Raw genomic sequence first — 23,122 nt, 5'->3', positions numbered from 1 at the left:
GCGACGTGCGTCTCGAGCGCGCCGTCGACGCGTATCTGCGGCACCTCACGATCGAGCGCGGCCTGTCGGAGCACACGATCGCGGCGTACCGCCGCGATCTGGAGGGCTATGCCGCGTGGCTGCGCGCGAACGGGGTCGACGATGCCGACGCCGTGACCCCCGCGATCGCCGCGGAGTTCGCGGCGGCACGGGCCGCGGAGGACCCGCCGCCCGCTGCCTCCTCACTCGCTCGCCTCCAGTCATCCGTGCGCGGTCTGCACCGCTTCCTCGTGCGCGAGGGCCTCGCGGCCGACGATCCCGCCCAGCGGCTGCGTCCTCCGAAGCAGCCGCAGCGGCTCCCGAAGGCCCTGACGATCGAGCAGGTCGAGCGCCTGCTCGCCGCGCCCTCGCCCGACGAGCCCCTGGGCATCCGCGATCGCGCCCTGCTGGAGCTGCTCTACGCGACCGGCGCGCGCGTGTCGGAGGCGATCTCCCTCGATGTCGACGACCTCGCGAGCGGCGACGTGCTGCGTCTGCGCGGCAAGGGCTCGAAGGAGCGCATCGTGCCGGTGGGGTCGTTCGCGCGTGCCGCGGTGGATGCGTACCTCACGCGCGTGCGCCCCGAGCTCGCGGCGAAGGGGAGGGCCACCGCGAAGCTCTTCCTCGGCGCCCGCGGCGCCCCGCTCTCGCGGCAGAGCGCGTGGCTCGTGATCCAGGCGGCCGCGGAGCGCGCGCACCTCGAGGCGCACGTGTCCCCGCACACCCTCCGCCACTCGTTCGCGACGCACCTCCTGCAGGGCGGCGCCGACGTGCGCGTCGTGCAGGAGCTCCTCGGCCACTCGTCGGTCGCGACCACGCAGATCTACACCCACGTCACGGTCGACACGCTCCGCGATGTGTACGCGACAAGCCATCCCCGAGCGCTCTGACCGGAATATCACGGGTCGGTAACGAAGTCCTCCGCGATAAGAGGAATCCGCGCTGCGGCGACACATCCTCAGTGAGAGCGCCTCCGCAGATCATCCTCCAGACGGATGCCCCGCGGGTCGCGCGCTTGGAACGATGGCAGGACACAGCACCGCGCGCTCGCCGCGCCTCGACGCAGGGACCATGATGCGAACCACACGCCCTCTCACGCTCGTCGCCTCGGCGGCCATCCTCACCGCGACCCTCGCGGGATGCTCGCAGCAGGGCGGCGGTGAGCCCGAGCTCTCGTGGGAGGACTCGCCCCTCAACGAGTACACGGCGGCCGTGTACGGCAGCGACCTCTCGCCCGAGGAGCAGCAGAAGCAGATGGACGAGCAGACGCGCGAGATCGAGGAGCGCACCGCGGAGTGCATGCAGGCCGAGGGCTTCGAGTACGTGCCCAACCTGCAGAACGGCGGCGTGGTCTTCGAGGACGACGGGGTCTGGGACCCCGAGTCGCGCGAGTGGGTCGCGCAGTACGGGTACGGCATGTTCAACGACCCGTGGCAGGACCAGCCGCAGCCCGAGCCGGAGGAGTACGTCGACCCGAACCAGGAGTACATCGAGTCGCTATCGGAGTCGGAGCAGCTGGCCTACAACGAGACGCTCTGGGGCGAGCAGCCGTCCGAAGAGGAGATGAGCGACCCCGAGTTCGACTGGAACGCGTTCTACGAGACCGCCGATCGCGGCTGCAACGGGGAGGCGTCGGACGAGGTGTACGGCACGAACCTCTGGGACAAGCTGTACGAGGAGTTCGAGCCGCTCATGACGAAGATGGACGAGCTCTACACGACCGTCCAGGAGTCGCCCGAGATGGTCGAGCTCGACGCGGAGTGGGCGTCGTGCATGGCCGACGCGGGCCACGCGGGCTACACGAAGCAGGCGGACCCGATGAACGAGCTCTCGGAGAAGCAGAACGCCTTCTACGAGGAGCAGAACGCCGCGTACGAGGACTTCGACTTCGAGAACGCGAGCGAGGAGGAGCTCGCGGCTCTCGAGGAGCAGAGCGACCCCACGCAGACGCCCGAGTGGAAGGAGCTCGCCGAGAAGGAGATCGAGATCGCGCTCGTCGACCTCGACTGCCGCGAGAAGACCGACTACCGCGACGCGAGCCTGCGCATCCAGTTCGAGCTCGAGGAGCAGTTCATCGCCGACAACAAGGCCGAGCTCGAGGCGTACAAGGCCGCTGCCGAGCAGGCGAGCTGAGCGGTGCGCGCACGGGATCTTCGCATGGAGGGGCGCGAGAAGGGCGGCGGGGACGAGCAGGACCGAGAGACAGAGCTCGTCCCCGCAACATCCGACGCCGCCTCGACGGACGCGACGTTCGACGAGGTCGTCGAGCAGACGGCCGTCGAGGAGGCGCCGGCCGAGAGCACGCAGGGACGCGCCGCCGGGTGGGGGCGCGTCATCCGCGGCAACAAGGGGCTGTGGATCACCGCGGCGGTCGCAGTCGTCGCGCTCGCCGGGGGCCTCGCGCTCGGGCGCTTCGTGATCTCGCCGCTCGACGCGGCGGCAGGGGCGGGGGCGCCGGAGCCGGGCCTCGTCACGGTGCCCGTCGAGTTCGGCGCGCTGAGCAACGACGTCACGCTGCGCGGCGACGTCGGCTACACCGACGCCGTCGAGCTCAAGATCGACACGTCGTCGTTCACGGGGGCCGCCATCGTGACCGGGCAGGTGCCCGAGGCGGGCGCGGAACTCGACAGCCTCTCGATCGCGCTCGAGGTGACCGGGCGGCCGGTCATCGTGCTGCCGGGGGAGCTGCCGGCCTACCGCACGCTGCGCGTGGGGGTCTCCGGCCCCGACGTCATCCAGCTCAAGGAAGCCCTCACGGCCGTCGGGATCGGTGTCGGCGACGTCGCGTCCGATGTCTTCGACGAGGCGACGGCGCTCGCGGTGGGCGAGCTCTACAACCAGGCCGGGTACCCGGCTCCCGAGCCCGAGGAGGGCGTCGCGGAGGCGGTGATCGCGGCCGAGGAGGGCGTGCGGATGGCCGAGCAGTCGCTCGCGGACGCGCGCAAGGCCCTCGCGACGGCGGGCCAGGGCCCGTCGGACATCGAGATCCGCGAGGCGGACAACCAGATCGCGAGCCTGCACCGCCAGATCGCCGCGGCCGAGGGGGCGGGTGAGGATGCGAGCGACCTGCGCGATCAGCTCGCGGTCGCGGAGCTGCAGCGACAGGCCCTCGACGCTCCCCGCGACACGAGCGCCGAGCAGGCGATGGTCGACAGCGCGATCGCCGGTGTCGAGACGGCGAACGCCTCGCTCGCCGAGGCGCGCGAGTCGGCGCTGCCGTTCCTCCCGGCGAGCGAGGTGCTCTACCTGCAGGAGCTGCCGCGCCGCGTCGACGCCGTGAACGTCGAGCGCGGCGCCGCGCTCGAGGGTGCCGCCATGACGGTGTCCGGCGCGTCGGTCGAACTCACGGGCACCGCCGCTGCCGCCGACGTCGAGCTGCTCGAGGTCGGCGCCGAGGCGACCTTCGAGCTGCCGGACGGCGCCGAGCACCGCGCGGTCATCGCCGCGATCGAGCCCGCGGAGGACGGCGGGCGGACGAAGATCTCCTTCGAGCCCGACCCGCTCACTCCCGAGCAGATGGAGCAGGTGCAGGGCACGAACGTCCGCATCAACGTGCCGGTCGGCGCGACCGAAGGCGAGGTGCTCTCGGTGCCGTACGCGGCCCTCACGGCGGGCCCCGGCGGCGACTCGCGCGTCGAGGTCGTCACGGGCGACCCGCGTGACGGCGAGAGCGCCGAGACGCGTCTCGTGACGGTCGAGACCGGCCTCGCCGCGGGCGGCTACGTCGAGGTGACCCCGGTCGAGGGCGAGCTCGAGGAGGGCGACCTCGTGGTGGTCGGCTCGTGACCGACCCCATCGTCGAGCTGCGCGACGTGACCCGCTCGTTCCCCGGGCCGCCGGAGGTGCAGGCGCTCAAGGCCGCATCGCTCCGGCTCGAGCAGGGCGAGTACGCATCGATCGTCGGGCCGAGCGGCTCGGGCAAGTCGACCATGCTGAACATCCTCGGTCTCCTCGATCGTCCGACCGTGGGGGAGTACCGGCTCGCGGGCGCCCTCACCGGCGACCTGACCGAGGACGAGCGCGCCGCCGTGCGCGCGCAGTTCATCGGCTTCGTCTTCCAGGCGTTCCACCTCATGCCGCGCCGCACCGTGCTCGACAACGTGCTCATGCCCATGCTCTACAGCGGCGTGCCGCGCGCCGAGCGCGAGGCGCGCGCAGAGGCGGCCCTCGACCGCGTCGGGCTGGGGCACCGCAAGTCGTTCTTCCCCGGCACGCTGTCGGGCGGCGAGCGGCAGCGCGTCGCCGTCGCGCGCGCGGTCGTGAGCGGGCCCCGGCTGCTCCTCGCGGACGAGCCGACCGGCAGCCTCGACCAGAAGACCTCGCGCGAGGTCATGGAGCTGTTCGAGGAGCTCAACGCCGACGGTCTCACGCTCGTCGTGATCACGCATGACCAGGGCGTGGCCGAGCGCGCGCGCCGGAGCATCCGGATCTCCGACGGCCGGCTGAGCGAGGTCGCATGACCGCCGTCGAGACCGAGACGCCGGCCGAGGAGTCGCCGTCCCGCCGCCGTCGGCTGACCTGGCGCCGGCGGCGCCCCTCTGCCGACGGCCCCGCACCCTCGCGCGCGGTCGACCTCGTGCGCCCCGTCGCGCGCGCCGACCGGTTCACGGCGAGCGATCTGTTCCTCGAGGCGACCACGGACATCGGGTCGCGCCCCGGTCGACTCATCATGACCATCCTCGGCACCGTGCTCGGGATCGGATCCCTCGTCGCCACCTGGGGGTTCGCGCAGACGGCGGCCGCGCAGATCGCGAGCCAGTTCGACGCGGTCGCCGCGACGCAGGTCTCCATCGCTCCTGCCGAGGCGTCGAGCGGGCCCGACGGCCGGACGGGCGCGCTCGGCACGATCCCGTGGGATGCCCCCGACCGGCTCGAGCTGCTGGCGGGCGCCGAGGCGGCGGCTCTCATCTCGGAGGTGCCGCTCGAGGAGGCCGCCATCACGGCCGTGCCGCTCAACGACCCGTCGGCGCCGGCGACCGCGCCGCCGCCGCTCATGACGACGTCGGCCGGGCTGCTCGACGTCGTCCGCGGCGAGATGCTCACGGGGCGCATGTTCGACGAGGGGCACGACGTCCGCGGCGACCGCGTGGCCGTGCTCGGCGCGCGTGCCGCAGAGCGTCTCAGCATCGCGCGCGTCGACCGACAGCCCTCGATCTTCATCGACGGCCTGGCGTACGCCGTGATCGGCATCGTGGGCGAGACGCAGACGCGCGGCGAGCTCCGGGATGCCGTGATCATCCCCGACGGCGCCGCGCGCGCCGACTTCTCGCTGCCCGCGCCCGCCGAGGCCGTCGTCCGGATCGCCGTGGGGGCGGGGCCCCAGATCGCCGATCAGGCGCCACTCGCCCTGGCACCCGACGCTCCCGACACGCTCGACGTGCGCGCCCCATCCGCCGGATCGGATCTGGGCGATGCGGTGCAGTCCGACGTCAACATCGTGTTCGTCATCGTCGGCGCGGTGTCGCTGCTCGCCGGCGGACTCGGCATCGCGAACGTCACGCTCCTGTCGGTCATGGAACGGGTCGGCGAGATCGGCCTGCGGCGCGCGCTCGGCGCCACCCGCCGGCAGATCGCCGCGCAGTTCACGGTCGAGTCCATCGTCATCGGCCTGCTCGGCGGGCTCATCGGGGCCGCGCTCGGGGTCCTGTCCGTCGTCGTCGTGGCCGCGACACAGCAGTGGACGGCCGTGGTCGACCCGCTCGTCGCCTGCGCCGGCGTCGTGCTCGGCGCGGTCGTCGGATGGCTCTCGGGCTGGTACCCGGCGCGTCGTGCCGCGCGCGTCGAGCCCGTCAACGCGCTCCGCGGCGCCTGACACGCGCCGCGGGAAGGGGCCCGGGCACCGGCGACCCCGACCCGCGGCGTCGGCTCACCGGGTCGGGAGAGAGGGCGATTAGACTCGGACAGGTCGTATCGAGACCAACCAGGACAGTGAGAGCAGGGGATTCGGTGGCGCGCAAGGCCCAGCAGGACGAGAGACCGATCGGCCCGACCGGTCGTCCGTACCAGGGGTTCCCGACGCCGCCGAAGCTCGACAGCCACGGCCCTGCCCGGATCATCGCGCTCTGCAACCAGAAGGGCGGCGTCGGCAAGACGACCACGACGATCAACCTCGCGGCCTCGCTCGCAGAGTACGGGCGCAAGGTGCTCGCCGTGGACTTCGATCCGCAGGGCGCCCTGTCGGCGGGCCTCGGCGTGCAGACGCACGACGTGACGACCATCTACGACCTGCTTCTCGAGCCCAAGCGCGACGCGCACGAGGCGATCGTCCACACCGCGGTCGAGGGGCTCGACATCATCCCCGCGAACATCGACCTGTCGGCGGCCGAGGTGCACCTCGTGAACGAGGTCGCCCGCGAGATGATCCTCGCGCGCGTGCTCCGCGGCATCGCGAACGAGTACGACGTCATCCTCGTCGACTGCCAGCCCTCGCTCGGCATCCTCACCGTGAACGCGCTCACGGCGGCGCACGGTGTGCTCATCCCGCTCGAGTGCGAGTTCTTCGCCCTGCGCGGCGTCGCGCTCCTCATCGAGACGATCGACAAGGTGCGCGACCGCCTGAACCCGGCGATCGAGCTCGACGGGCTTCTCGCGACCATGTACGACTCCCGCACGCTGCACTCGCGCGAGGTGCTCGACCGCATCGTCGAGGCGTTCGGCGACAAGGTGCTCGAGACGGTCATCGGCCGCACCGTGAAGTTCCCCGACGCGTCGGTGTCGGGCGTGCCCATCACGGAGTTCGCACCCGAGCACCCGGCGGCTCAGGCCTACCTCCGGCTGGCACGGGAGCTGGTGGCCCGTGGCGCCGTCGCCTGACGCGGCGCACGACGAGACTCCGCTCGCCCCGCGCGCGGAGGAGGCAGACCCGGCCGGGGCCGCGGAGCAGGACGGAGGCGGCGGCTTCCGCGTCTCGCTCGGGAACTTCGACGGGCCGTTCGACCTCCTGCTGACCCTCATCTCGAAGCACGAGCTCGACATCACCGAGATCGCGCTGAGCAGGGTCACCGACGAGTTCATCGCGTATCTGCGCGATCTCGGGCCCGAGGAGGACCTCGACCAGGCCAGCGAGTTCCTCGTCGTCGCCGCGACGCTGCTCGACATGAAGGTCGCGGGGCTCCTTCCGCAGGGCGAGCTCGTCGACGCCGAGTCGGTCGCGCTGCTCGAGGCGCGCGATCTGCTCTTCGCCCGTCTGCTGCAGTACCGCGCGTTCAAGGAGGCGTCCGGATGGTTCCGGGCGCGTCTGCAGGCCGAGGACGGGCGCCACGCACGCGCCGTGCCGCTCGAGGAGAAGCATCGCGCGAAGACCCCGGAGCTCATCTGGACGCTCACGAAGGAGGAGTTCGCGGCGCTCGCGATGCTCGCGTTCGCCCCGAAGGCCCTTCCCCATGTCGGGCTGGACCACCTGCACGCGCCGCTCGTGTCCATCCGCGAGCAGGCCGCGATCGTCGTCACGCAGCTGCGCTCCCGCGAGAAGATGAGCTTCCGGGAGCTCGTCGCGGGGGTCGATCAGATCGGCGTCGTCGTGGCGCGGTTCCTCGCGGTCCTCGAGCTCTACCGGCATGCGGCCATCAGCTTCGAGCAGCTCGAGCCGCTCGGCGAGCTCACCCTCACCTGGACATCCGAGCAGTGGTCGGATGAGATGCTGGCGAGTCTGGGGGCCGACTATGACCGCTGAGCGCGGAGCAGGACGGAAGCGGATGGCCGAGGCAGGAGGGCGAGGATGAGCGACGAGCAGACGGAGACGGCGGAGCGCGTCGACGCGCCGGCGGGCGGCACCGTGACGCAGCGTCTCGAGGCCGTGCTGATGATCGCCGACGAGCCGCTCAGCGTCGTGAGCCTCGCGACGGCAGTGGGGGCGCCCGTGCCCGCCGTGCGCCAGGCGATCGAGACGCTCGTCGCGGACTACGACGGCGCAGCGGGCGGCCCTGTGCGCGGATTCGAGCTGCGCGAGGTCGGCGGCGGATGGCGGTTCTACGTGCGCGAGCAGTTCGACGACCTCGTCGCGGACTTCGTCGGAGGCCAGGCGCCGGCGAGGCTCTCCCAGGCCGCGCTCGAGACGCTCGCGGTGATCGCCTACAAGCAGCCCGTGACGCGCTCGCAGGTGGCGTCCATCCGTGCGGTGAACGTCGACTCCGTCGTGCGGACGCTGCTCGCGCGCGGGCTCATCACCGAGCTCTATGCCGACCCGGAGACGGGCGCGGTCAACTACGGCACGACCGACCTGCTGCTGCAGCAGCTCGGGATCAACTCGCTCGACGGGCTGCCGCCGATCTCGCCGCTGCTCGATGACGGCGCCGACGGGTTCGACGAGCTCACCGCATGAGGACGAACGGCCCGCCCCGTCGTCTGTCTCTTCTCCGGCCGGAGACGACACATGTCTCACTTCCCGCCGGAAACGCGGCATGATTCCAGCGGGAAGCGAGACACGGGGCGGCGCACGACGCACTGATGTCTCACGCGTCGCGGGAAAGGCCGGGGTATTTCCGCCGCGCGTGAGACATGCGAAGAGGAAGAAGAGGAACAGCGCATGACAGAGGCTGAGGGCATCCGCCTGCAGAAGGTGCTCGCGAACGCCGGTGTGGCATCCCGCCGTGTCTCGGAGCAGCTCATCGTCGAAGGGCGCGTGCGCGTCAACGGCACCGTCGTCACCGAGCTCGGCACGCGCATCGACCCCGAGAAGGACCTCGTCGACGTCGACGGGACGGCCGTTCAGCTCGACACGACGAAGCGGTACGTCATGCTCAACAAGCCCACGGGCGTCGTGAGCACCATGAAGGACGACCGCGGCCGCACCGACCTGCGCCGCTTCACGCGCGAGTGGGAGGAGCGCCTCTACAACGTCGGCCGGCTCGACGCCGACACGAGCGGCCTGCTCGTCCTGACCAACGACGGCGAGCTCGCCCACGTGCTCGCCCACCCGAGCTTCGGCGTCACGAAGGTCTACATCGCGAAGGTCGAGGGGCGGGTGACGCCGCAGACGATCGCGAAGCTCACGCGCGGCATCGAGCTCGAGGATGGCCCGATCGCCGCCGACAAGGCCCGCCTGCTCGACACCTCGGGCGACTCGAGCCTCGTCGAGCTCACCCTGCACTCGGGGCGCAACCGGATCGTGCGCCGCATGATGGCGGCGGTCGGCCATCCGGTTCTCGAGCTCGTGCGCCGCCAGTTCGGGCCCCTGCACCTGGGAACCCTCCCAGTGGGCCAGACCCGCGAGCTGACTAAAGTGGAGCGTGGCGCGCTGCTGACCCTGTCGCGCCGTGAGACGGATGCTCCGCCCGCCGATGGCGTCGAGAGTCCGGCATCGGAGGAGCAGGAGACCTCGTGAGCGAGAGCGGCATGCCGAGCGGCGTCGTGTCCGACGCCGCTCCGACGACCGTGAGCGGCCGGGCCGCGCGCGTCACGGGCACCGTCCGCGTCGTCGGATCCGGCCTCCTCGGCGCGAGCATCGGGCACGCGCTCACGCAGCACGGCGTCGACGTCGCGCTCGCCGACACCTCGCCGTCGCAGCTGCGGCTCGCGGTGGACTACGGGGCGGGTCGCCCCGCTGCGGATGACGACGACCCCGCGATCGTCGTCGTGTGCGTTCCGCCGGACGTCGTCGCCGACGTCGTCGCGTCGGAGCTCGCGCGCTTCCCGCGCGCGGTCGTCACGGATGTCGCATCGGTCAAGCTCGAGCCGCTGCGGTCCCTGCGCGCCCGCGGCGTCGACCTCACGCACTACATCGGCTCGCATCCCATGGCCGGTCGCGAGCGCGGCGGGGCGATCTCCGCGCGCGCCGACATCTTCACCGGGCGCCCGTGGGTGATCTGCCGCGACGGCGAGACGCCCGCGGCCGACCTCGCGCGCATCGAGGCCCTCGCGCTCGACCTCGGCGCCGTGCCGGTCGAGATGACGCCCGAGGAGCACGACCGCTCGGTGGCGCTCGTGTCGCACGTGCCCCAGGTCGTCGCGTCCCTGCTCGCGGCGCGCTTCGCGGACGCCCCCGACCTCTCGCTGAGCCTCGCCGGGCAGGGCGTGCGCGACACCACGCGCATCGCGCACTCGGCGCCCGAGCTGTGGGTGCAGATCCTCAGCGCGAACGCCGAGCCCGTCGTCGAGGCGCTCGACGCGCTCGCCGCGGATCTCGCGGCGGCCGCGGAGGCCCTCCGCGCCCCTGACGTCCCGGGCGCCCGTCGCGCGATCGCCGAGACCATCCGCCGCGGCAATGTCGGCGTGGAGCGCCTGCCGGGCAAGCACGGCCAGCGCCGACGCTTCGAGTCGCTCGTCGTCATGGTCGACGACGTGGCGGGCCAGCTCGGCCGGCTGTTCGGCGATCTCGGCGAACTCGGCGTGAACGTCGAGGACTTCCGACTCGAGCACTCTCCGGGGGCCCCGCTCGGCCTCGCGGAGATCGCGGTCGACCCGGCCATCCTGAGCGCCGCCGTGGAGGGCCTCGAGTCCCGCGGCTGGCGGATTGCGAGCACCAGTGACTGAACCCTTCTTCATCGGCATCGACGGCCCCGCGGGCGCGGGCAAGTCGAGCGTCTCCAAGGAGAGCGCCCGGCGTCTCGGCTACGGCTACCTCGACACCGGGTCGGTGTACCGCGCCCTCGCATGGCACGTGCTCGCCGCCGGCGCCTCGACCGACGACGCCGACGCGGTCCTCGCGGCGTTCGAGACCTTCGAGCCCGTGGTCTCCCTCGATCCCGATGTGCGGACCATCCGCGTGGGCGAGACCGACGTGACCCAGGCCATCCGCACGCCCGAGACCTCTGCCGCCGTGAGCGGTGTCGCGCGCGTGCTGCCGGTGCGGGAGAAGGTCAACGCGCTCTTCCGCGCGCTCGTGGCGGAGTCGGGGCTCCCAGGCGTCGTCGTCGAGGGGCGCGATATCACGACCGTCGTCGCGCCTGACGCGCCCGTGCGCATCCTGCTCACGGCCCACCCCGACGTGCGCGCGGCACGGAGGTCGGCCGAGCTCGGCGACCCCGACACCGCTGCCGTGGCGGAGGCGATGCGCAAGCGCGACGCGTCAGACAGCAAGGTCGTCGACTTCCTCCACGCCGCGCCCGGGGTGGACGTCGTCGACACGACCGACTTGGATTTCGACCAGAGCGTCGCCGCCGTGCTCGCGGTGATCGACGAGAAGACGGGAGGCCGGGATGGCCGCTGAGAACGAGTACGAGGGCGAGCCGGACCGGCTCGCCGAGAAGCTCGCGGAGCTCGACGAGGAGCTCGTCGAGCGCCGCGCGGAGACCCTGCGCGCGAGCCTCGAGGACTACGAGCTCGACGACGAGGACGCGGCGCTGCTCGCCGGCCTGTACGACGAGGGCGACGGGATCGAGTACCTTCCGGCGCTGCCGGTCATCGCGATCGTCGGCCGCCCGAACGTCGGCAAGTCGGCGCTCGTCAACCGGATCCTCGGCCGCCGCGAGGCCGTCGTCGAGGACACGCCGGGCGTCACGCGCGACCGCGTGACCTACAAGGCCGAATGGCTCGGCCGTCGGTTCTCGCTCGTCGACACGGGCGGATGGGAGCCCGACGCGAAGGGCATCGACCGGTCGGTCGCCCTGCAGTCGGAGGTCGCGATCGAGCTGGCCGACGTCATCCTCTTCGTCGTGGACGCGACGGTGGGCGCGACCTCGACCGACGAGCACGTCGTCCGCCTGCTGCGCAAGACGTCGAAGCCCGTCTTCCTCGTCGCGAACAAGGTCGACGACGCGCGCCACGAGCCCGAGGCCGCCGCCCTGTGGAACCTGGGCCTCGGCGAGCCGCACCCGGTCTCGGCCATCCACGGCCGGGGCGTCGCGGACCTGCTCGACGCCGTGCTCGCGAAGACGCCCGACGTGTCGGCCGTCGCCAAGCACGAGATCGGCGGGCCGCGTCGTGTGGCCATCCTCGGCCGCCCCAACGTCGGCAAGTCGTCGCTGCTCAACAAGGCGGCCGGCGAGGAGCGCGTGGTCGTCAACGACCTGGCGGGCACGACGCGCGACCCCGTGGACGAGGTCGTGGAGCTCGGCGGCAAGCTGTGGCGTCTCGTCGACACCGCGGGCATCCGCCGCCGGGTGCACATGCAGCAGGGCGCGGACTTCTACGCCTCGCTGCGCACCTCGGCCGCGCTCGAGAAGGCGGAGGTCGCGGTCGTCGTGCTCGACGTGACCCAGCCGATCAGCGAGCAGGACGTGCGCATCATCGACCTCGTGCTCGAGTCGGGGCGCGCGCTCGTGCTCGCGTTCAACAAGTGGGACATGCTCGACAGCCCCGAGATGATCAACCAGGATCGCCGCCGTTACCTCGAGCGCGAGATCGAGCAGGACCTCGCGCACGTCGCGTGGGCGCCGCGCGTGAACATCTCGGCGAAGACCGGCCGTCGTCTCGACAAGCTCGTGCCCGCCCTCGAGCAGGCGCTCGAGTCGTGGGACCAGCGCATCCCGACCGGCAAGTTCAACGCGTTCATCACGGAGCTCGTCGCGGAGCACCCGCACCCGCTCCGAGGCGGCAAGCAGCCGCGCATCCTGTTCGGCACGCAGGCGGGCACGCGTCCGCCGACCTTCGTGCTCTTCACGACCGGCTTCCTCGACCCGGGCTACCGCCGCTTCGTGCAGCGACGCCTGCGCGAGCTGTACGGCTTCGAGGGCACGCCGATCGTCATCAACATGCGCGTGCGCGAGAAGCGCCAGCGCCGATAGGCGCCGACCGTCGCAAGGGCGCCCCTCTTCGGAGGGGCGCCCTTCGTGCGTCTGCGGGGTGGCCCGCCGGGGCGGGGTGGGTCGCGGCGCCGGATGGCCGCGGCGCCGGTATGCGGTGTCCGGATTCGGATCGGTGGGGCTGGTGTGCGCGTGTCATGCTCACGGGGCGGCATGTGCACCGCCGGTCCGATTTCAGGAACGGCGGATGGCCGCGGCGCTGGCCGCGGGCGCGTCCGGATTCGGATCGGTCGGGCTGGTGTGCGCGTGTCGTGCTCAGGGGGCGACATGTGCACCGACGGTCCGATTCCAGGAACGGCGGATGGCTGCGGCTCTGGCAGGTGACGGCGGATGGCCGCGCACGCGCGTGATCCGGCTCGCGCGGGCATATGCGAGGCTGGAAGGGTGACGATCGAACCTCCCGCGCCCGGTGAGCCGCGACGGCCTGACGGCCCGCGCGACCCGGGTGACGCGTGGGTGGTCGCGGAGGACGGCACGCGCTACTGGGGCCGCTTCGGCGCTGCCGGGCTCCTCGCCGTCGATCCCGCGCGCGGCGTGCTCTTGCAGCACCGCGTCGGGTGGAGCCACTTCGGCGGAACCTGGGCGCTCCCGGGCGGCGCGCTGCACCAGGGCGAGAGCCCGCTGCGAGGCGCGGTCCGGGAGGCTCAGGAGGAGGCGGGCGTGCCGGATGGTGCGATCGTCCCGCGCTTCACGCATGTGTTCGATGCCCGCATCTGGCGGTACACGACCGTCGTCGCCGATGTCGCCGATCCGTTCGAGCCCGTGATCAGCGACCCTGAGAGCCTCGAGCTCGCGTGGGTGCCGCCCGCGATCGTCGATGCGCTGCCGCTTCATCCGGGGTTCGCTGCCGCGTGGCCCGATCTGCGTGCTCGTCTGGACATCCGCCCGGCGGTGCTCGTCGACGCGGCGAACGTCGTCGGCGCGGTGCCCGACGGATGGTGGCGCGACCGCCAGGGCGCCGCCACACGGCTGCGCGACCGCATCGCCCGCCTGGCCGAGCGCGGTATCGAGGCACCGACGCTGGGGCTCGAGGGCATGCGGTGGTTTCCGCTGTTCGCGATGGTGGTCGAAGGCGCTGCGCGCGGCGTCGAGGACGCGGATGGCGTGCGCGTGTTCTCCGCGGATGGCTCGGGCGATGACGAGATCGTCCGTCGTGCCCAGGCGATGGTCGCGTCGGGGCTGCGGCTCACTGTCGTCACGAGCGATCGAGAGCTGCGTCGGCGGCTGGACGAGGTCGGCGCGGCGGTCGAGGGGACGCGCTGGCTCCTCGAGCAGCTGGACTGATCTCGGTGCTCAGCCGCGTCCGAGCAGCTTGTCGATCTCTCGTCGCTCGCGCTTCGTCGGTCGGCCTGCGCCACGGTCACGTGTGACGATCGGCGCGACGAACTCACGAGGCGGTGGCGGGGGAGTGCGGTCCTCATACGCCTCTGCTGCGAGTGGCGCCGACACGCGCTTCTGGAGCATCCCGCGGACGCCGAGGATCCGATCGAAGCCGTTGATGCGCACGCGCACCTCGTCGCCGACCTTCACGGCGTAGGCCGCTTTCACGTGGTCGCCGTTGACCCGCACGTGTCCGCCGCGGATCGCCGTGGTCGCCGCGGACCGGGTCTTGTAGACGCGCACCGCCCACAGCCAGACGTCGATTCGAACGGACTCGCTCATGATCCGTCCATCGTACGGCGCGCTCGCCGCAGGGCGGTCAGAGGCGCAGAGCGACCACGGCTCGCGATGGGGTCGGGTGCGCGATGACCTCGAACCCCGCATTCGCGAACGTCGAGAGGGTCCCGACGTAGAGGTCGTTGGACCGCGTCTCGCGACGGGAGTCCGTGTCGATGGGGTACGCCTCGAGCACGCGCGCCCCGTTGCTTCGTGCATAGTCGACGGCCGCGTCGAGCAGCGCGCGCGTGATGCCCAGGCCGCGGTGCTCGCGGCGGATGGAGAAGCACGTGATGGCCCAGACGCCGTCGTCTTCCAGAGATTCCTGTGTTCCCGACTTCACGATGCGCGACCGCAGAACGCGCCGCTGCGCCGGTCGCGGGCCCACGCGCACCCAGCCGGCGGCCCGGCCATCCGCGTAGGCGACGAGGCCCGGGGGTGGACCGGCGTCGATCTCGTCGCGCAGCATGCGCTCGCGCTCGTCAACGGACGTGGTCTGCCACTCCTTGTTCGGAAGCACGGGCCACATGCACTGGCAGCTGCGGCCGTCGCCGCCCCCCGTGAGGGCGCTCTGCACGTCGTGCCACTGCGCTGTGGTGGCCGGCGCCGTCGTGATCTCAGCCATGCTCCGACGCTACCCCCGACGGCCGACACACGCGGCGGTCGTGTGGGTTCGCGGCACCTCGTTCGACCCGGTAGACTGTTCGAGTTGTCCGCGTTCACGCGGGCTACGGGCTGTGGCGCAGCTTGGTAGCGCACTTGACTGGGGGTCAAGGGGTCGCAGGTTCAAATCCTGTCAGCCCGACGTAAAAGCCCTGATGAGAGGCAACTTTCACCAGGGCTTTGTCGTTTCTGAACGTGGTCACTGGCTGGGGGTTATCGGCCAGAAAGAGTGGATGGGTCGGGTGTGTCATCCTCGTCCTGCCCAGCCGGATCGGGCCCAGAGGCCTTCGGTGGCGTCGAGGCCTTGCCCGTAGAGGGTGGGGGTGATCTGGTCGTCGTGGCGGGGTTCGGGTCGGGTTTCGGGAGTGATCGGCTGGGCGAGGTCGAGGGCTTGTTCGAGCGGGAGCTCTCGGGTCGCGAGGAACCACTCGACCGCGCGGCGGCGGTGTTCCTCGGTCATGCCGCGGTGGCGGCGCAGGAGATCGCGGATGCGGGCGTTGAGGCTTTCCAGCGCGGAGGTCGTGCGCGGGTTGCCGTAGGTGATGTGGGTGAACAGCACGTCGTTGCGGACGACGAGGCGCACCAGCAGCCAGGCTTTGCGGAGCCGGTCGTGGGTGAATCCGAATCGGCCGTTCTTGAGCAGGGTGCGTTCCCGGGTGAGGTGCCCGAAGGTCTGCCACCACTGCTCGAGCCGCAGCTGCCAGTTGATCGCGGCCTGTTCGTCGAGGATGTCGCTGAGGTCCATGACCAGGCGTCGTAGCGCTCGGCCGGCGTTCGTGCGCGGGTTGCGGGTGAGATGACGGGTGATGTTCATCTGGAGGTGGAACAGGCACCGCTGGTGCTTGGTCTCGGGCCAGGCCTGTCGCAGTGCCGAGGGGAGTCCGGAGCCGCCGTCGGAGACGAGGATCCCCGGGGCGGGGACCTGATCGAGCAGAGCGGTCCATGCGGCGGTGGTCTCGCGGGCGCACCACTGCCAGGCCAGGACGCGTCCGGTGTCGGAGAGCGCGATGAGCAGACACCAGGTGCCGATCCAGATGCCGTCGACGAGGACGGCGTGGTAGATCGTCTCGGCCGGGCCCAGTCGGGGAGACAGATCCCAGCACCAGGCGGTGCGGCGCCGGAACGATCGACCGGAGGCGGTGCCGTCGGCCTCGGCTTGGGTGGCCTTGCCGATCAGCCACGACACGAACTCGCGCAGCTGCTCCCGCCGGGTCACGTCGGGACGCCGACGGGTGCTGGACGCCCCGCAAGACGGACACCGCCAGCGTTGGGTGCCCGAGCGGTGACGGCCGTTCTTGACGAGCTTGATGCCGCATACCAGACAGGTGGTCGAGTTCGTCGCAAGGCCCACGACTAAGGGTCGCGGACCATAGCGATCCCCGTTCTACCGCGAGATTCCGCGGCTAGATCGAGAACCCATCCACTCCTTTTGGCCTATAACCCCTGGCTGGTCCACTCGCCCGATCCGCTCGAGCCGGCCGCCGCCGAAGTGGACCAAGCCCGTTCGCCCTCGACGCCCGTGAAGTGCACCAGAAGGTGCCCGTCGAGTGGACCAGATTCCGGGCAGGACCGTGCTCCAGCCTCCTCTGGGAAGGTCGGAGCGTGGGTCTGTAGGCGATCACAGGCGGGGTCCGTCGCGGCGGGTGGTGTCCATTCTGGTGGGGCTGCGGAGAGGAACTGGGTCGCCTGTCGGGCGGCTTCGGCGAGGTGTCGGTGGTCGAGGTGCAGGTAGCCCTTGGTGGTCTCGATCGACTGGTGTCCGAGGGTCTTTTGGAGGACGTGCAGGGCGATGCCGGCGTCGGCCATCCAGGTCGCTCCGGTGTGCCTCAGCTCGTGCCGGGTGAGATTGCCGAAGCCGAGCTTTGCCACGATGTCGTCCCAGTGGGTCGCGTCGCGGACGGTGGCGGTGGTGAGGACGCCGCCGCGGGGCCCGCGTAGGAGCGGCTCGTCGGGTTCCTTGCTGTCGGTGAGCGTTCGAGGACGGGTTCGAGCGCGTCGAGCATCGGGACGGGGCGGCCTCTGCGGCCCTTGGTCAGCTTGACGACGAGGCCGCCTCTGCCGGGGTAGTGCTGCCGTCTGATCCACACGATGCGGTTGTCCCATTCCACGTCTCCCGCGCGGAGCCCGGCTACTTCGGAGCCGCGGGCCGCGAGGAGGGCGGCGAGCATGACGTGATCGGAGTACGACTGGTGAACCGTCCCACACGCGCTCGCGAGCTTCTGCAACGTCCGAAGGTCGGGCGCGGTGCTTGGCGGGGTTGACGGAGATTTTGTCGTCGCGGACGGCTTCGTCGAGCACCCGAACGAGGGGTGCGATGTAGTTCTTGATCGTGGAGGCGGAGTGCTCGGCTTCCCAGGCGTCGATGGTGCGGTCGATCATCCCTGCGGTGATCTTCGCGACCCGGATGTGCCCGAGCGCGGGCAGAACACGGAGTCGTAGAGCTGAGGCCGCCTCGTCCTCCACTGTAGGACGGTGGCCTGACATCGGGAAGGGCACCGGGCTCACAGCGCGCGGCGGGCCGGCTCTCGTTGTGGACTACGTTGCATGCGAAGCGGCTCCTGCCCGCGACCCCTGAGCGTCCAGCATGTGCAAGATCGACCGGGCGACTGTCGGATGTTCATGTTCTAATGACGCCGTCGCAGACCGACGAGGTTGGGGCGATCGGAGCGGGCGTGGCACCCGAGTCGCCCGATGCGGGGCAGATAGACTCGACAAACAGCCTGCCGTACCGGTCAGGAGGACGCTCGCGTACTTGAAGGGAGGTCAGGCCATGGCGACGAACGACCAACTCAAAGCGTTGGTGAAGAGCCACGCGAACGGCGATGACCCTCAGTTCTACGCGGTCGCGATGCAGGTTGCCGCCAAGGCTGCCCGGACGGGGCAGTCCAAGTTCGCTCAGGATCTGCGCGACCTCGTGGACGAGTTGCGCAAGCGAGACACCGCACCCTCCCGTGTCGCGTCCATCGTCCCGGTCACTCAGCCGAGGGGCGAGCTCGGTTCTCTGCTGAGTGTCACCTACCCGAGTGCTCGTGTGGGTGACCTCGTTCTGTCTGACGAGCTCACAGCGCGACTTCAACATGTTCTGCTCGAACAGCGGCAACGAGACACACTCGCCCGGTACGGATTGCGTCCGGCCCGGCGACTGCTCCTGATCGGCCCTCCGGGCACGGGGAAGACATCAACCGCGCGGGTGATCGCTGGTGAACTTGGGCTGCCACTATTTGCGATCCGGCTCGACACGATCATCACGAAGTTCATGGGCGAAACGGCAGCCAAGCTACGGCTGATCTTCGATGCGCTCGTAGAGACCCGTGGTGTCTATCTCTTTGATGAAGTCGATGCGCTCGCCGGTGACCGCGCCGCAGCGAACGACGTGGGGGAAATTCGTCGGGTGCTGAACTCCTTCCTCCAGTTCCTCGAAGAGGACGCCTCCGAGAGCGTCATCATCGCGGCTACGAACCATCCGCAACTGCTGGACAATGCGCTGTTCCGCCGATTCGATACGGTGATGGACTTCGAGCTCCCTGACGACGAGGGTCTCCGTTTGGTCATCAAGAATCGGCTGGCGTCGTTTCAGATCGGAAACCTGAGCTGGCCGCGCGTGGTTGCGGCGGCCCGTGGGCTTAGCCATGCCGAAGTCGCAACGGCTGCCGAGAACGCCGCGAAGCGTGCCGTGCTCACCGGGCGGACGCGGATACTCACCGACGACGTCATAACAGCCCTCAACGAGCGCCCGCGCTCGAATGCGCATCGTGAGCAGAACGCGTAGGCGGCATGGCTGAACGCGACCGCCCGCACGTCGTCGTGCCGGCCCCGCCGCGCCCCGAACCATTCACACTTGCGTCTTCTGGCGGTGGTGGCGACGGTCAGGGCTTCTCAGGTGATCGGAGGAGCCACGGACGCAGGCTCACCGATGAGTACCAGACGGCGCTGACCGCGGAGCCCGAAGAACCCGACACGGAAGGGACATATATCTCGTTCGTGTCCTTCCCGGACCTCGAGCTCGCGTTGGAGAGCCTCGACGTCCAGCGCTCGGGGGAGCAACCCGAGTTGGTCGCCGTGCGAGAGACCGCGACTGCGGACGGCACCATCCAGATCGCAACGGTCTACATTCCGGACGGTAAGAAGGAGTATTTCCTGCGCCGTCTGAGCGCCTACGTCGAGACCGCCGGAAACGACAGAGCACGCAACGCCGCGCTCGTAGAAGGCATCCGGTCAATCCGTCGAGCAACTATCCGCGAATTGTGGACAGACCCTGACGACCTGTTTCCCAGCGACCCTTCCGAGAACTGCTGGTGGGAAGTCTGGTTGCGCAAACGAGACGGCGGCGAACGGCAGCGGTTTACGACGTTCGCCGCTGAGCATGGGCTTCGTACCAGTGATCACTACCTCGGATTTAGCGACCGCACAGTGGTACTCCTCAACGCGACCGCGGACCAGCTTGCCGACGCATTCCGGTCGCTCGATGACATCGCCGAGCTGCGCCGCCCACACGATGTGGCGAGCTTCCTTACCGAGCTTCCAGCGACGGAGCAGGCCGAATGGGTCGATGACCTGCGCAGACGCCTCCAAGTCGCGCCCAGTGGTGCTCCCGTGGTGTGCGTTCTGGACACAGGTATCCAGGACGGGCATCCACTCCTCACCGACTCGATCGACCAACCTGATCTGCACGTGGCCGACGCGCGCTGGCAGCTCCGGCCGGTCCATCCGCACGGCACCGAAATGGCGGGGCTTGCGCTCTATGGCGACCTCCACGGCGCCGTCCTCGACTCCCAGACGATCCAACTACGCCACCGCTTGGAGTCGGTCAAGTTCCTACCCGACCGAGGCGACAACGACCGTGACCTTTACGGTGCAATCACGGCCCGCTCGGTCGATCGACCGGAGATCCAAGCTCCGACACGCTCCCGCGTATTCATGCTCGCAGTCACGGCGCCCCGCCCAGGCTCGTCTGATGTCGGCTCTGAGCCCGCTGAGCGTCTCGAAGCGGGACGGCCGACCTCCTGGTCCGCATCGATCGACGCGCTCACCTTCGGCCGCGGAATCGACGACACGGACCCGAAGTTCACCTATCTCGATCGTGACGAGCCGCGTCGCCCTCGCCTCTTTGTCGTTTCCGCGGGAAACATCCGGGACGTCACGGCGACAGACCACCATTTGGCCCGGAGCGACCTGGAGCCGGTGGAGGACCCCGCGCAGTCGTGGAACGCGCTGAGCGTCGGGGCTTACTCCGAACAGGACGACATGTCCGGTGCCTTGACCGACTTCGCCGGCTATGTGCCCATTGCGCAGCGCGGCGAGTTGTCTCCCGTGAGTCGCACATCCGTCGTGTTCGATCGCAAGAAGTGGCCGTTCAAGCCTGATGTGGTCGCCAACGGCGGCAACCTTGCCGCATCCCCGGACGGCACCGAAGTCGACACGCCTCCAAACCTCGCCCTACTCTCCACGCGACTTCGACGCCCCGGCGAGGGGTTCTTTACTATGACGCGCGATACCTCAGCGGCGACCGCTCAGGTCGCTGCGATGGCTGCGGACATCTCTGCGGCCTACCCGACCTTGCGCCCCGAAACTGTGCGAGCGCTCATCGTCCACTCCGCACAGTGGACAGATTCCATGCGCGCCCACTTTGACCGCGAGAGTAACAAAACGGCTCTGGTCGGTCTCCTGCGCCGCTATGGCATGGGCGTGCCGGATGCTCAGCGCGCACTTCGCAGCGCAGCAGACGCCCTTACGCTCATCGCGGAGGCGGAGATTCACCCCTACGAGCGGGAGGGCGGAAGCAACACCGGGAAGGTCCGCGAGATGAACCTCCACCAGCTTCCGTGGCCCATCCAGGAGCTCGAAGCGTTGGGCGAAGCCCTCGTGAGGCTGCGGGTCACGTTGTCGTACTTCGTAGAGCCGAATCCCTCAAGTCGAGGATGGACGGGCCGATACCTTTATCCCTCGCACGGGCTCAGGTTCGCCACGCGACGGCCCGAGGAGAACGTCGAGTCCTTCCGTCAGCGGATCAACACGCGCGCCCGCGTCGACGGCGAGCGTCCGCCGAGTCTTGACACGGAGAAGGGCTGGCTTTTCGGTAGCAACCAACAGCAAGCCCCCGGCTCACTCCACACCGATATCTGGACCGGAACAGCCGCTGATCTCGCGAGCAAAGGTGCGATCGCCGTCTACCCAGTCGCTGGGTGGTGGAAGAACCGGCGCGATCACGACCAGAGTGATCAGGGCGTGCACTATTCGCTTGTCGTGAGTATCGAGTCACCTGAGGTAGAAGTTGATCTGTGGACGCCCGTCTACCAACAGGTTCAGCCTACGATCGAGATCACGACGTGAGGTCACGGGGGTTTGGTGCAGGAACTGGTGACGTCGAGCGTGGCTAGCCGAGAGAGGCTGGCCTGGAAGAATGTCAGCAGCAGGAAGCGTCGGTAAGTCGATGTTTCACTGGCTCTGACCTATCCGACGCTCTTCCGGTCGGTCAGAATCCCCAGCTAACCGCAGCGCCAGGTAACAGCCGCAGGGTGACGCGGTTGTTCTCGATACCGCCGCCGAAGTTGAAGCTGACTCCTATGACTTGCCCGACTTCTTCGACGAGTGGATCCGATACGAACACCAGCATGCCGGTCCAGAAGATCGGGACGGTTGGCTGGAAGGTGATCCGATTCTCGCCAAGGAAGTCGAGGCCTGCGGCGCTTCCAATATCCTTGGGGCGACCGTAGGTGACGAGCTGTGGAAGCACGTCGTCAACGGCGAGGTCGACCGTGTCTGCCGCGTCCGTGAACGCCTTCGCGTACGCCGCTGCACAGCCGGTCAGGCGCGCGATGGCCTCCGCCATCTGTTCCTCACGGAACTGATGGCGTTTAAGTGCGAAATGCGGCTCGAACTCATCGACGTGCTCAGATGACAGCGCCGCACGAAGAGCCCGACATTCGGAGTGAAGCTGTTGGTGGTCCGGCCCGGTCAATGCGGCGCGAGTGGTAGCGAGTCGTTGCCATGCATCTGACGCGCGAAGCGCGGAAGCCAGATCTTGCAGCTCATGGCTCGCGTCGATGCGTTCAGACCCCGTGACGAGGGTGGGTGGAGGTGAGAGCTGGAAGCCGCGTCCCATGTCTCTGCGTGCCCAGACTGCTCTCCAACTGAACTCGTCCGTCGTGAATGGGGTGTTTGCGACAAGTTGAGGTACTCGGAGCAACGGGTATCCCGGAAGCTGAGCGCGAAGCCACGCGAGCTGAAGACGGAACGCGGCCTCGACTTCGTATGCCGCGAGAAGCCATGCATCGAAAGTGTCAGGCCTCTTCACGTGCCCAAACATCGGCTGACTTAGCAAATAGTTCAGCTCCGAATTGAGGCGCAGTGCGTGCGCACGCATCGATCTTGCGGGAAACCCGGCAAGCATCTCCGTCAGCGGATCCTTCGATGAGACGCCATCGCGCGGCATCACTGAAATGACCCGCCTCGCGGTCTGCGAGCTTCGCCACTTGTCGGCGAGCTTGTCCACCGCAGTCCAGATTTCTTTCGTCATGCAAGCCATCCTGAGAAGTCTGTAAGTTGTTCAATCGCCTTCTGAACGTCCGTTGCCGCGGCATGTGCCGGGCCGCCATCAAGAAAATGTGAGGCGGATGTCTGGCCGAGCCGCTCGACGGGCGGGTTCGGGAGTAGACAGGTTTCCACGGTCGCGACATAGGACATCGGCCAATCTTTTGCTCCCCAGATCTCTTCGCTCTCGCCGATGAAGAAGGTAAGGCCCAGTGGGCGCAGCTGATCCAATAGGTGGGAGCGCTGAACATCGGGGAAGGTGTCGAGGAGAGTGTCGAGGTCGCGTTGACGCTGTCGCACGAACTTCTTGACCTGGGTTTGAGCTTCCTCGGCGGAGCGTGGACGGGGAGACAGAGCGGGCGGTACTGCACCCAATCGAGCGCGCAGGGCGAGCCGCCAGAGCCGCACGGCTCCGTATAGCGGCCCGCGTTCCTGCTCCACGACCGTTACACCGATGTCGTTGCTGGAAGCATCGGTTGCTCGCAGGACCCAGCGCCCGTCGAGGGCTTCCTTCGCGTGCACGATGCACCCGGCCATCCCCAGAAGCGCGTCCAGCAACGCTGCCACATCATGTG

General features: G+C 69.4%; 21 protein-coding genes and 1 tRNA gene. 16 read left to right on the top strand and 6 right to left on the bottom strand.

From position 1 onward, the window contains the following. Positions 1–5: 5 nt before the first annotated feature. The 13 genes from xerD (at position 6) to PKE79_RS09080 (ending at position 13,982) form a co-directional block, all read left to right on the top strand. Positions 6–908, top strand: a complete 903-nt coding sequence (gene xerD, locus PKE79_RS09140; protein WP_271173384.1) for a site-specific tyrosine recombinase XerD — start codon at positions 6–8, stop codon at positions 906–908. A gap of 181 nt (positions 909–1,089) precedes the next feature. Next, positions 1,090–2,151, top strand: a complete 1,062-nt coding sequence (locus tag PKE79_RS09135; RefSeq protein WP_271173383.1) for a hypothetical protein — start codon at positions 1,090–1,092, stop codon at positions 2,149–2,151. 24 nt (positions 2,152–2,175) lie between these two features. Next, on the top strand, positions 2,176–3,804 hold the full coding sequence (locus PKE79_RS09130; RefSeq protein WP_271173382.1) for an efflux RND transporter periplasmic adaptor subunit: 1,629 nt from the start codon (positions 2,176–2,178) through the stop codon (positions 3,802–3,804). Beyond that, positions 3,801–4,478 carry an ABC transporter ATP-binding protein gene (locus tag PKE79_RS09125; RefSeq protein WP_271173381.1) on the top strand — a complete coding sequence of 226 codons (678 nt, stop codon included), beginning with the start codon at positions 3,801–3,803 and terminating at the stop codon, positions 4,476–4,478. Before PKE79_RS09130 ends, PKE79_RS09125 begins: the two co-directional genes overlap by 4 nt. After that, positions 4,475–5,830, top strand: a complete 1,356-nt coding sequence (locus PKE79_RS09120; RefSeq protein WP_271173380.1) for an ABC transporter permease — start codon at positions 4,475–4,477, stop codon at positions 5,828–5,830. Before PKE79_RS09125 ends, PKE79_RS09120 begins: the two co-directional genes overlap by 4 nt. 134 nt (positions 5,831–5,964) lie before the next feature. Next, positions 5,965–6,831, top strand: a complete 867-nt coding sequence (locus PKE79_RS09115) for a ParA family protein (protein ID WP_271173379.1) — start codon at positions 5,965–5,967, stop codon at positions 6,829–6,831. Beyond that, entirely contained in the window at positions 6,815–7,690 is an 876-nt protein-coding gene (locus PKE79_RS09110) for a segregation and condensation protein A (RefSeq protein ID WP_271173378.1), read from the top strand. Before PKE79_RS09115 ends, PKE79_RS09110 begins: the two co-directional genes overlap by 17 nt. Positions 7,691–7,735: 45 nt before the next feature. After that, the gene (gene scpB, locus PKE79_RS09105) at positions 7,736–8,338 is read left to right on the top strand and encodes an SMC-Scp complex subunit ScpB (RefSeq protein ID WP_271173377.1); all 603 of its coding nucleotides are present in this window, start codon (positions 7,736–7,738) and stop codon (positions 8,336–8,338) included. A gap of 204 nt (positions 8,339–8,542) precedes the next feature. Beyond that, the gene (locus tag PKE79_RS09100) at positions 8,543–9,340 is read left to right on the top strand and encodes a pseudouridine synthase (protein ID WP_271173376.1); all 798 of its coding nucleotides are present in this window, start codon (positions 8,543–8,545) and stop codon (positions 9,338–9,340) included. 11 nt (positions 9,341–9,351) lie between these two features. Continuing rightward, the gene (locus PKE79_RS09095; RefSeq protein WP_271173397.1) at positions 9,352–10,488 is read left to right on the top strand and encodes a prephenate dehydrogenase; all 1,137 of its coding nucleotides are present in this window, start codon (positions 9,352–9,354) and stop codon (positions 10,486–10,488) included. Then, positions 10,481–11,164: a (d)CMP kinase gene (cmk, locus tag PKE79_RS09090; protein WP_271173375.1), complete on the top strand. Its 684-nt coding sequence runs from the start codon at positions 10,481–10,483 to the stop codon at positions 11,162–11,164. Before PKE79_RS09095 ends, cmk begins: the two co-directional genes overlap by 8 nt. After that, positions 11,154–12,680 carry a ribosome biogenesis GTPase Der gene (der, locus tag PKE79_RS09085; RefSeq protein ID WP_271173374.1) on the top strand — a complete coding sequence of 509 codons (1,527 nt, stop codon included), beginning with the start codon at positions 11,154–11,156 and terminating at the stop codon, positions 12,678–12,680. Before cmk ends, der begins: the two co-directional genes overlap by 11 nt. Before the next feature lie 402 nt (positions 12,681–13,082). Then, positions 13,083–13,982, top strand: a complete 900-nt coding sequence (locus PKE79_RS09080; protein ID WP_271173373.1) for an NUDIX hydrolase — start codon at positions 13,083–13,085, stop codon at positions 13,980–13,982. A gap of 9 nt (positions 13,983–13,991) precedes the next feature. Here the strand turns inward: PKE79_RS09080 and PKE79_RS09075 are convergent, their stop codons facing one another. Both PKE79_RS09075 and PKE79_RS09070 read right to left on the bottom strand, forming a co-directional pair. Then, entirely contained in the window at positions 13,992–14,360 is a 369-nt protein-coding gene (locus tag PKE79_RS09075) for an RNA-binding S4 domain-containing protein (protein WP_271173372.1), read from the bottom strand. A 37-nt stretch (positions 14,361–14,397) separates the two neighbouring features. Continuing rightward, positions 14,398–14,979 (bottom strand): GNAT family N-acetyltransferase, encoded by a 582-nt coding sequence (locus PKE79_RS09070; protein WP_271173371.1) that lies wholly within the window; start codon positions 14,977–14,979, stop codon positions 14,398–14,400. 106 nt (positions 14,980–15,085) lie between these two features. On the opposite strand from PKE79_RS09070, the gene PKE79_RS09065 reads away from it, so the two are divergent. Continuing rightward, positions 15,086–15,159: transfer RNA gene (locus tag PKE79_RS09065), tRNA-Pro, on the top strand. Between the two features lie 105 nt (positions 15,160–15,264). On the opposite strand, the gene PKE79_RS09060 is transcribed toward PKE79_RS09065, so the two are convergent. After that, positions 15,265–16,368 carry an IS1249 family transposase gene (locus PKE79_RS09060; protein WP_271173370.1) on the bottom strand — a complete coding sequence of 368 codons (1,104 nt, stop codon included), beginning with the start codon at positions 16,366–16,368 and terminating at the stop codon, positions 15,265–15,267. Between the two features lie 83 nt (positions 16,369–16,451). Then, positions 16,452–16,886 carry a tyrosine-type recombinase/integrase gene (locus PKE79_RS09055; RefSeq protein ID WP_271173369.1) on the bottom strand — a complete coding sequence of 145 codons (435 nt, stop codon included), beginning with the start codon at positions 16,884–16,886 and terminating at the stop codon, positions 16,452–16,454. 901 nt (positions 16,887–17,787) lie between these two features. Here PKE79_RS09055 and PKE79_RS09050 point away from each other — a divergent pair. Next, positions 17,788–18,786 (top strand): AAA family ATPase, encoded by a 999-nt coding sequence (locus PKE79_RS09050; protein WP_271173368.1) that lies wholly within the window; start codon positions 17,788–17,790, stop codon positions 18,784–18,786. A 5-nt stretch (positions 18,787–18,791) separates the two neighbouring features. Further along, positions 18,792–21,347 carry a S8 family peptidase gene (locus tag PKE79_RS09045; RefSeq protein WP_271173367.1) on the top strand — a complete coding sequence of 852 codons (2,556 nt, stop codon included), beginning with the start codon at positions 18,792–18,794 and terminating at the stop codon, positions 21,345–21,347. Between the two features lie 142 nt (positions 21,348–21,489). Here PKE79_RS09045 and PKE79_RS09040 read toward each other — a convergent pair whose 3' ends face one another. Together PKE79_RS09040 and PKE79_RS09035 are read right to left on the bottom strand one after the other, a co-directional pair. After that, on the bottom strand, positions 21,490–22,533 hold the full coding sequence (locus PKE79_RS09040; RefSeq protein ID WP_271173366.1) for a hypothetical protein: 1,044 nt from the start codon (positions 22,531–22,533) through the stop codon (positions 21,490–21,492). Further along, a complete protein-coding gene (locus PKE79_RS09035; RefSeq protein ID WP_271173365.1) occupies positions 22,530–23,114 on the bottom strand; it encodes a hypothetical protein in 585 nt (194 codons plus the stop codon). The genes PKE79_RS09040 and PKE79_RS09035 overlap by 4 nt, the downstream gene beginning before the upstream one ends. Between the last annotated feature and the right edge of the window lie 8 nt (positions 23,115–23,122).

Origin of the sequence: Microbacterium barkeri, assembly GCF_027921765.1 — a bacterium.
Classification (GTDB): domain Bacteria; phylum Actinomycetota; class Actinomycetes; order Actinomycetales; family Microbacteriaceae; genus Microbacterium; species Microbacterium barkeri.
Note: the sequence above shows the minus strand (reverse complement) of the source record. Positions and strands in the feature narration are given on the sequence as shown.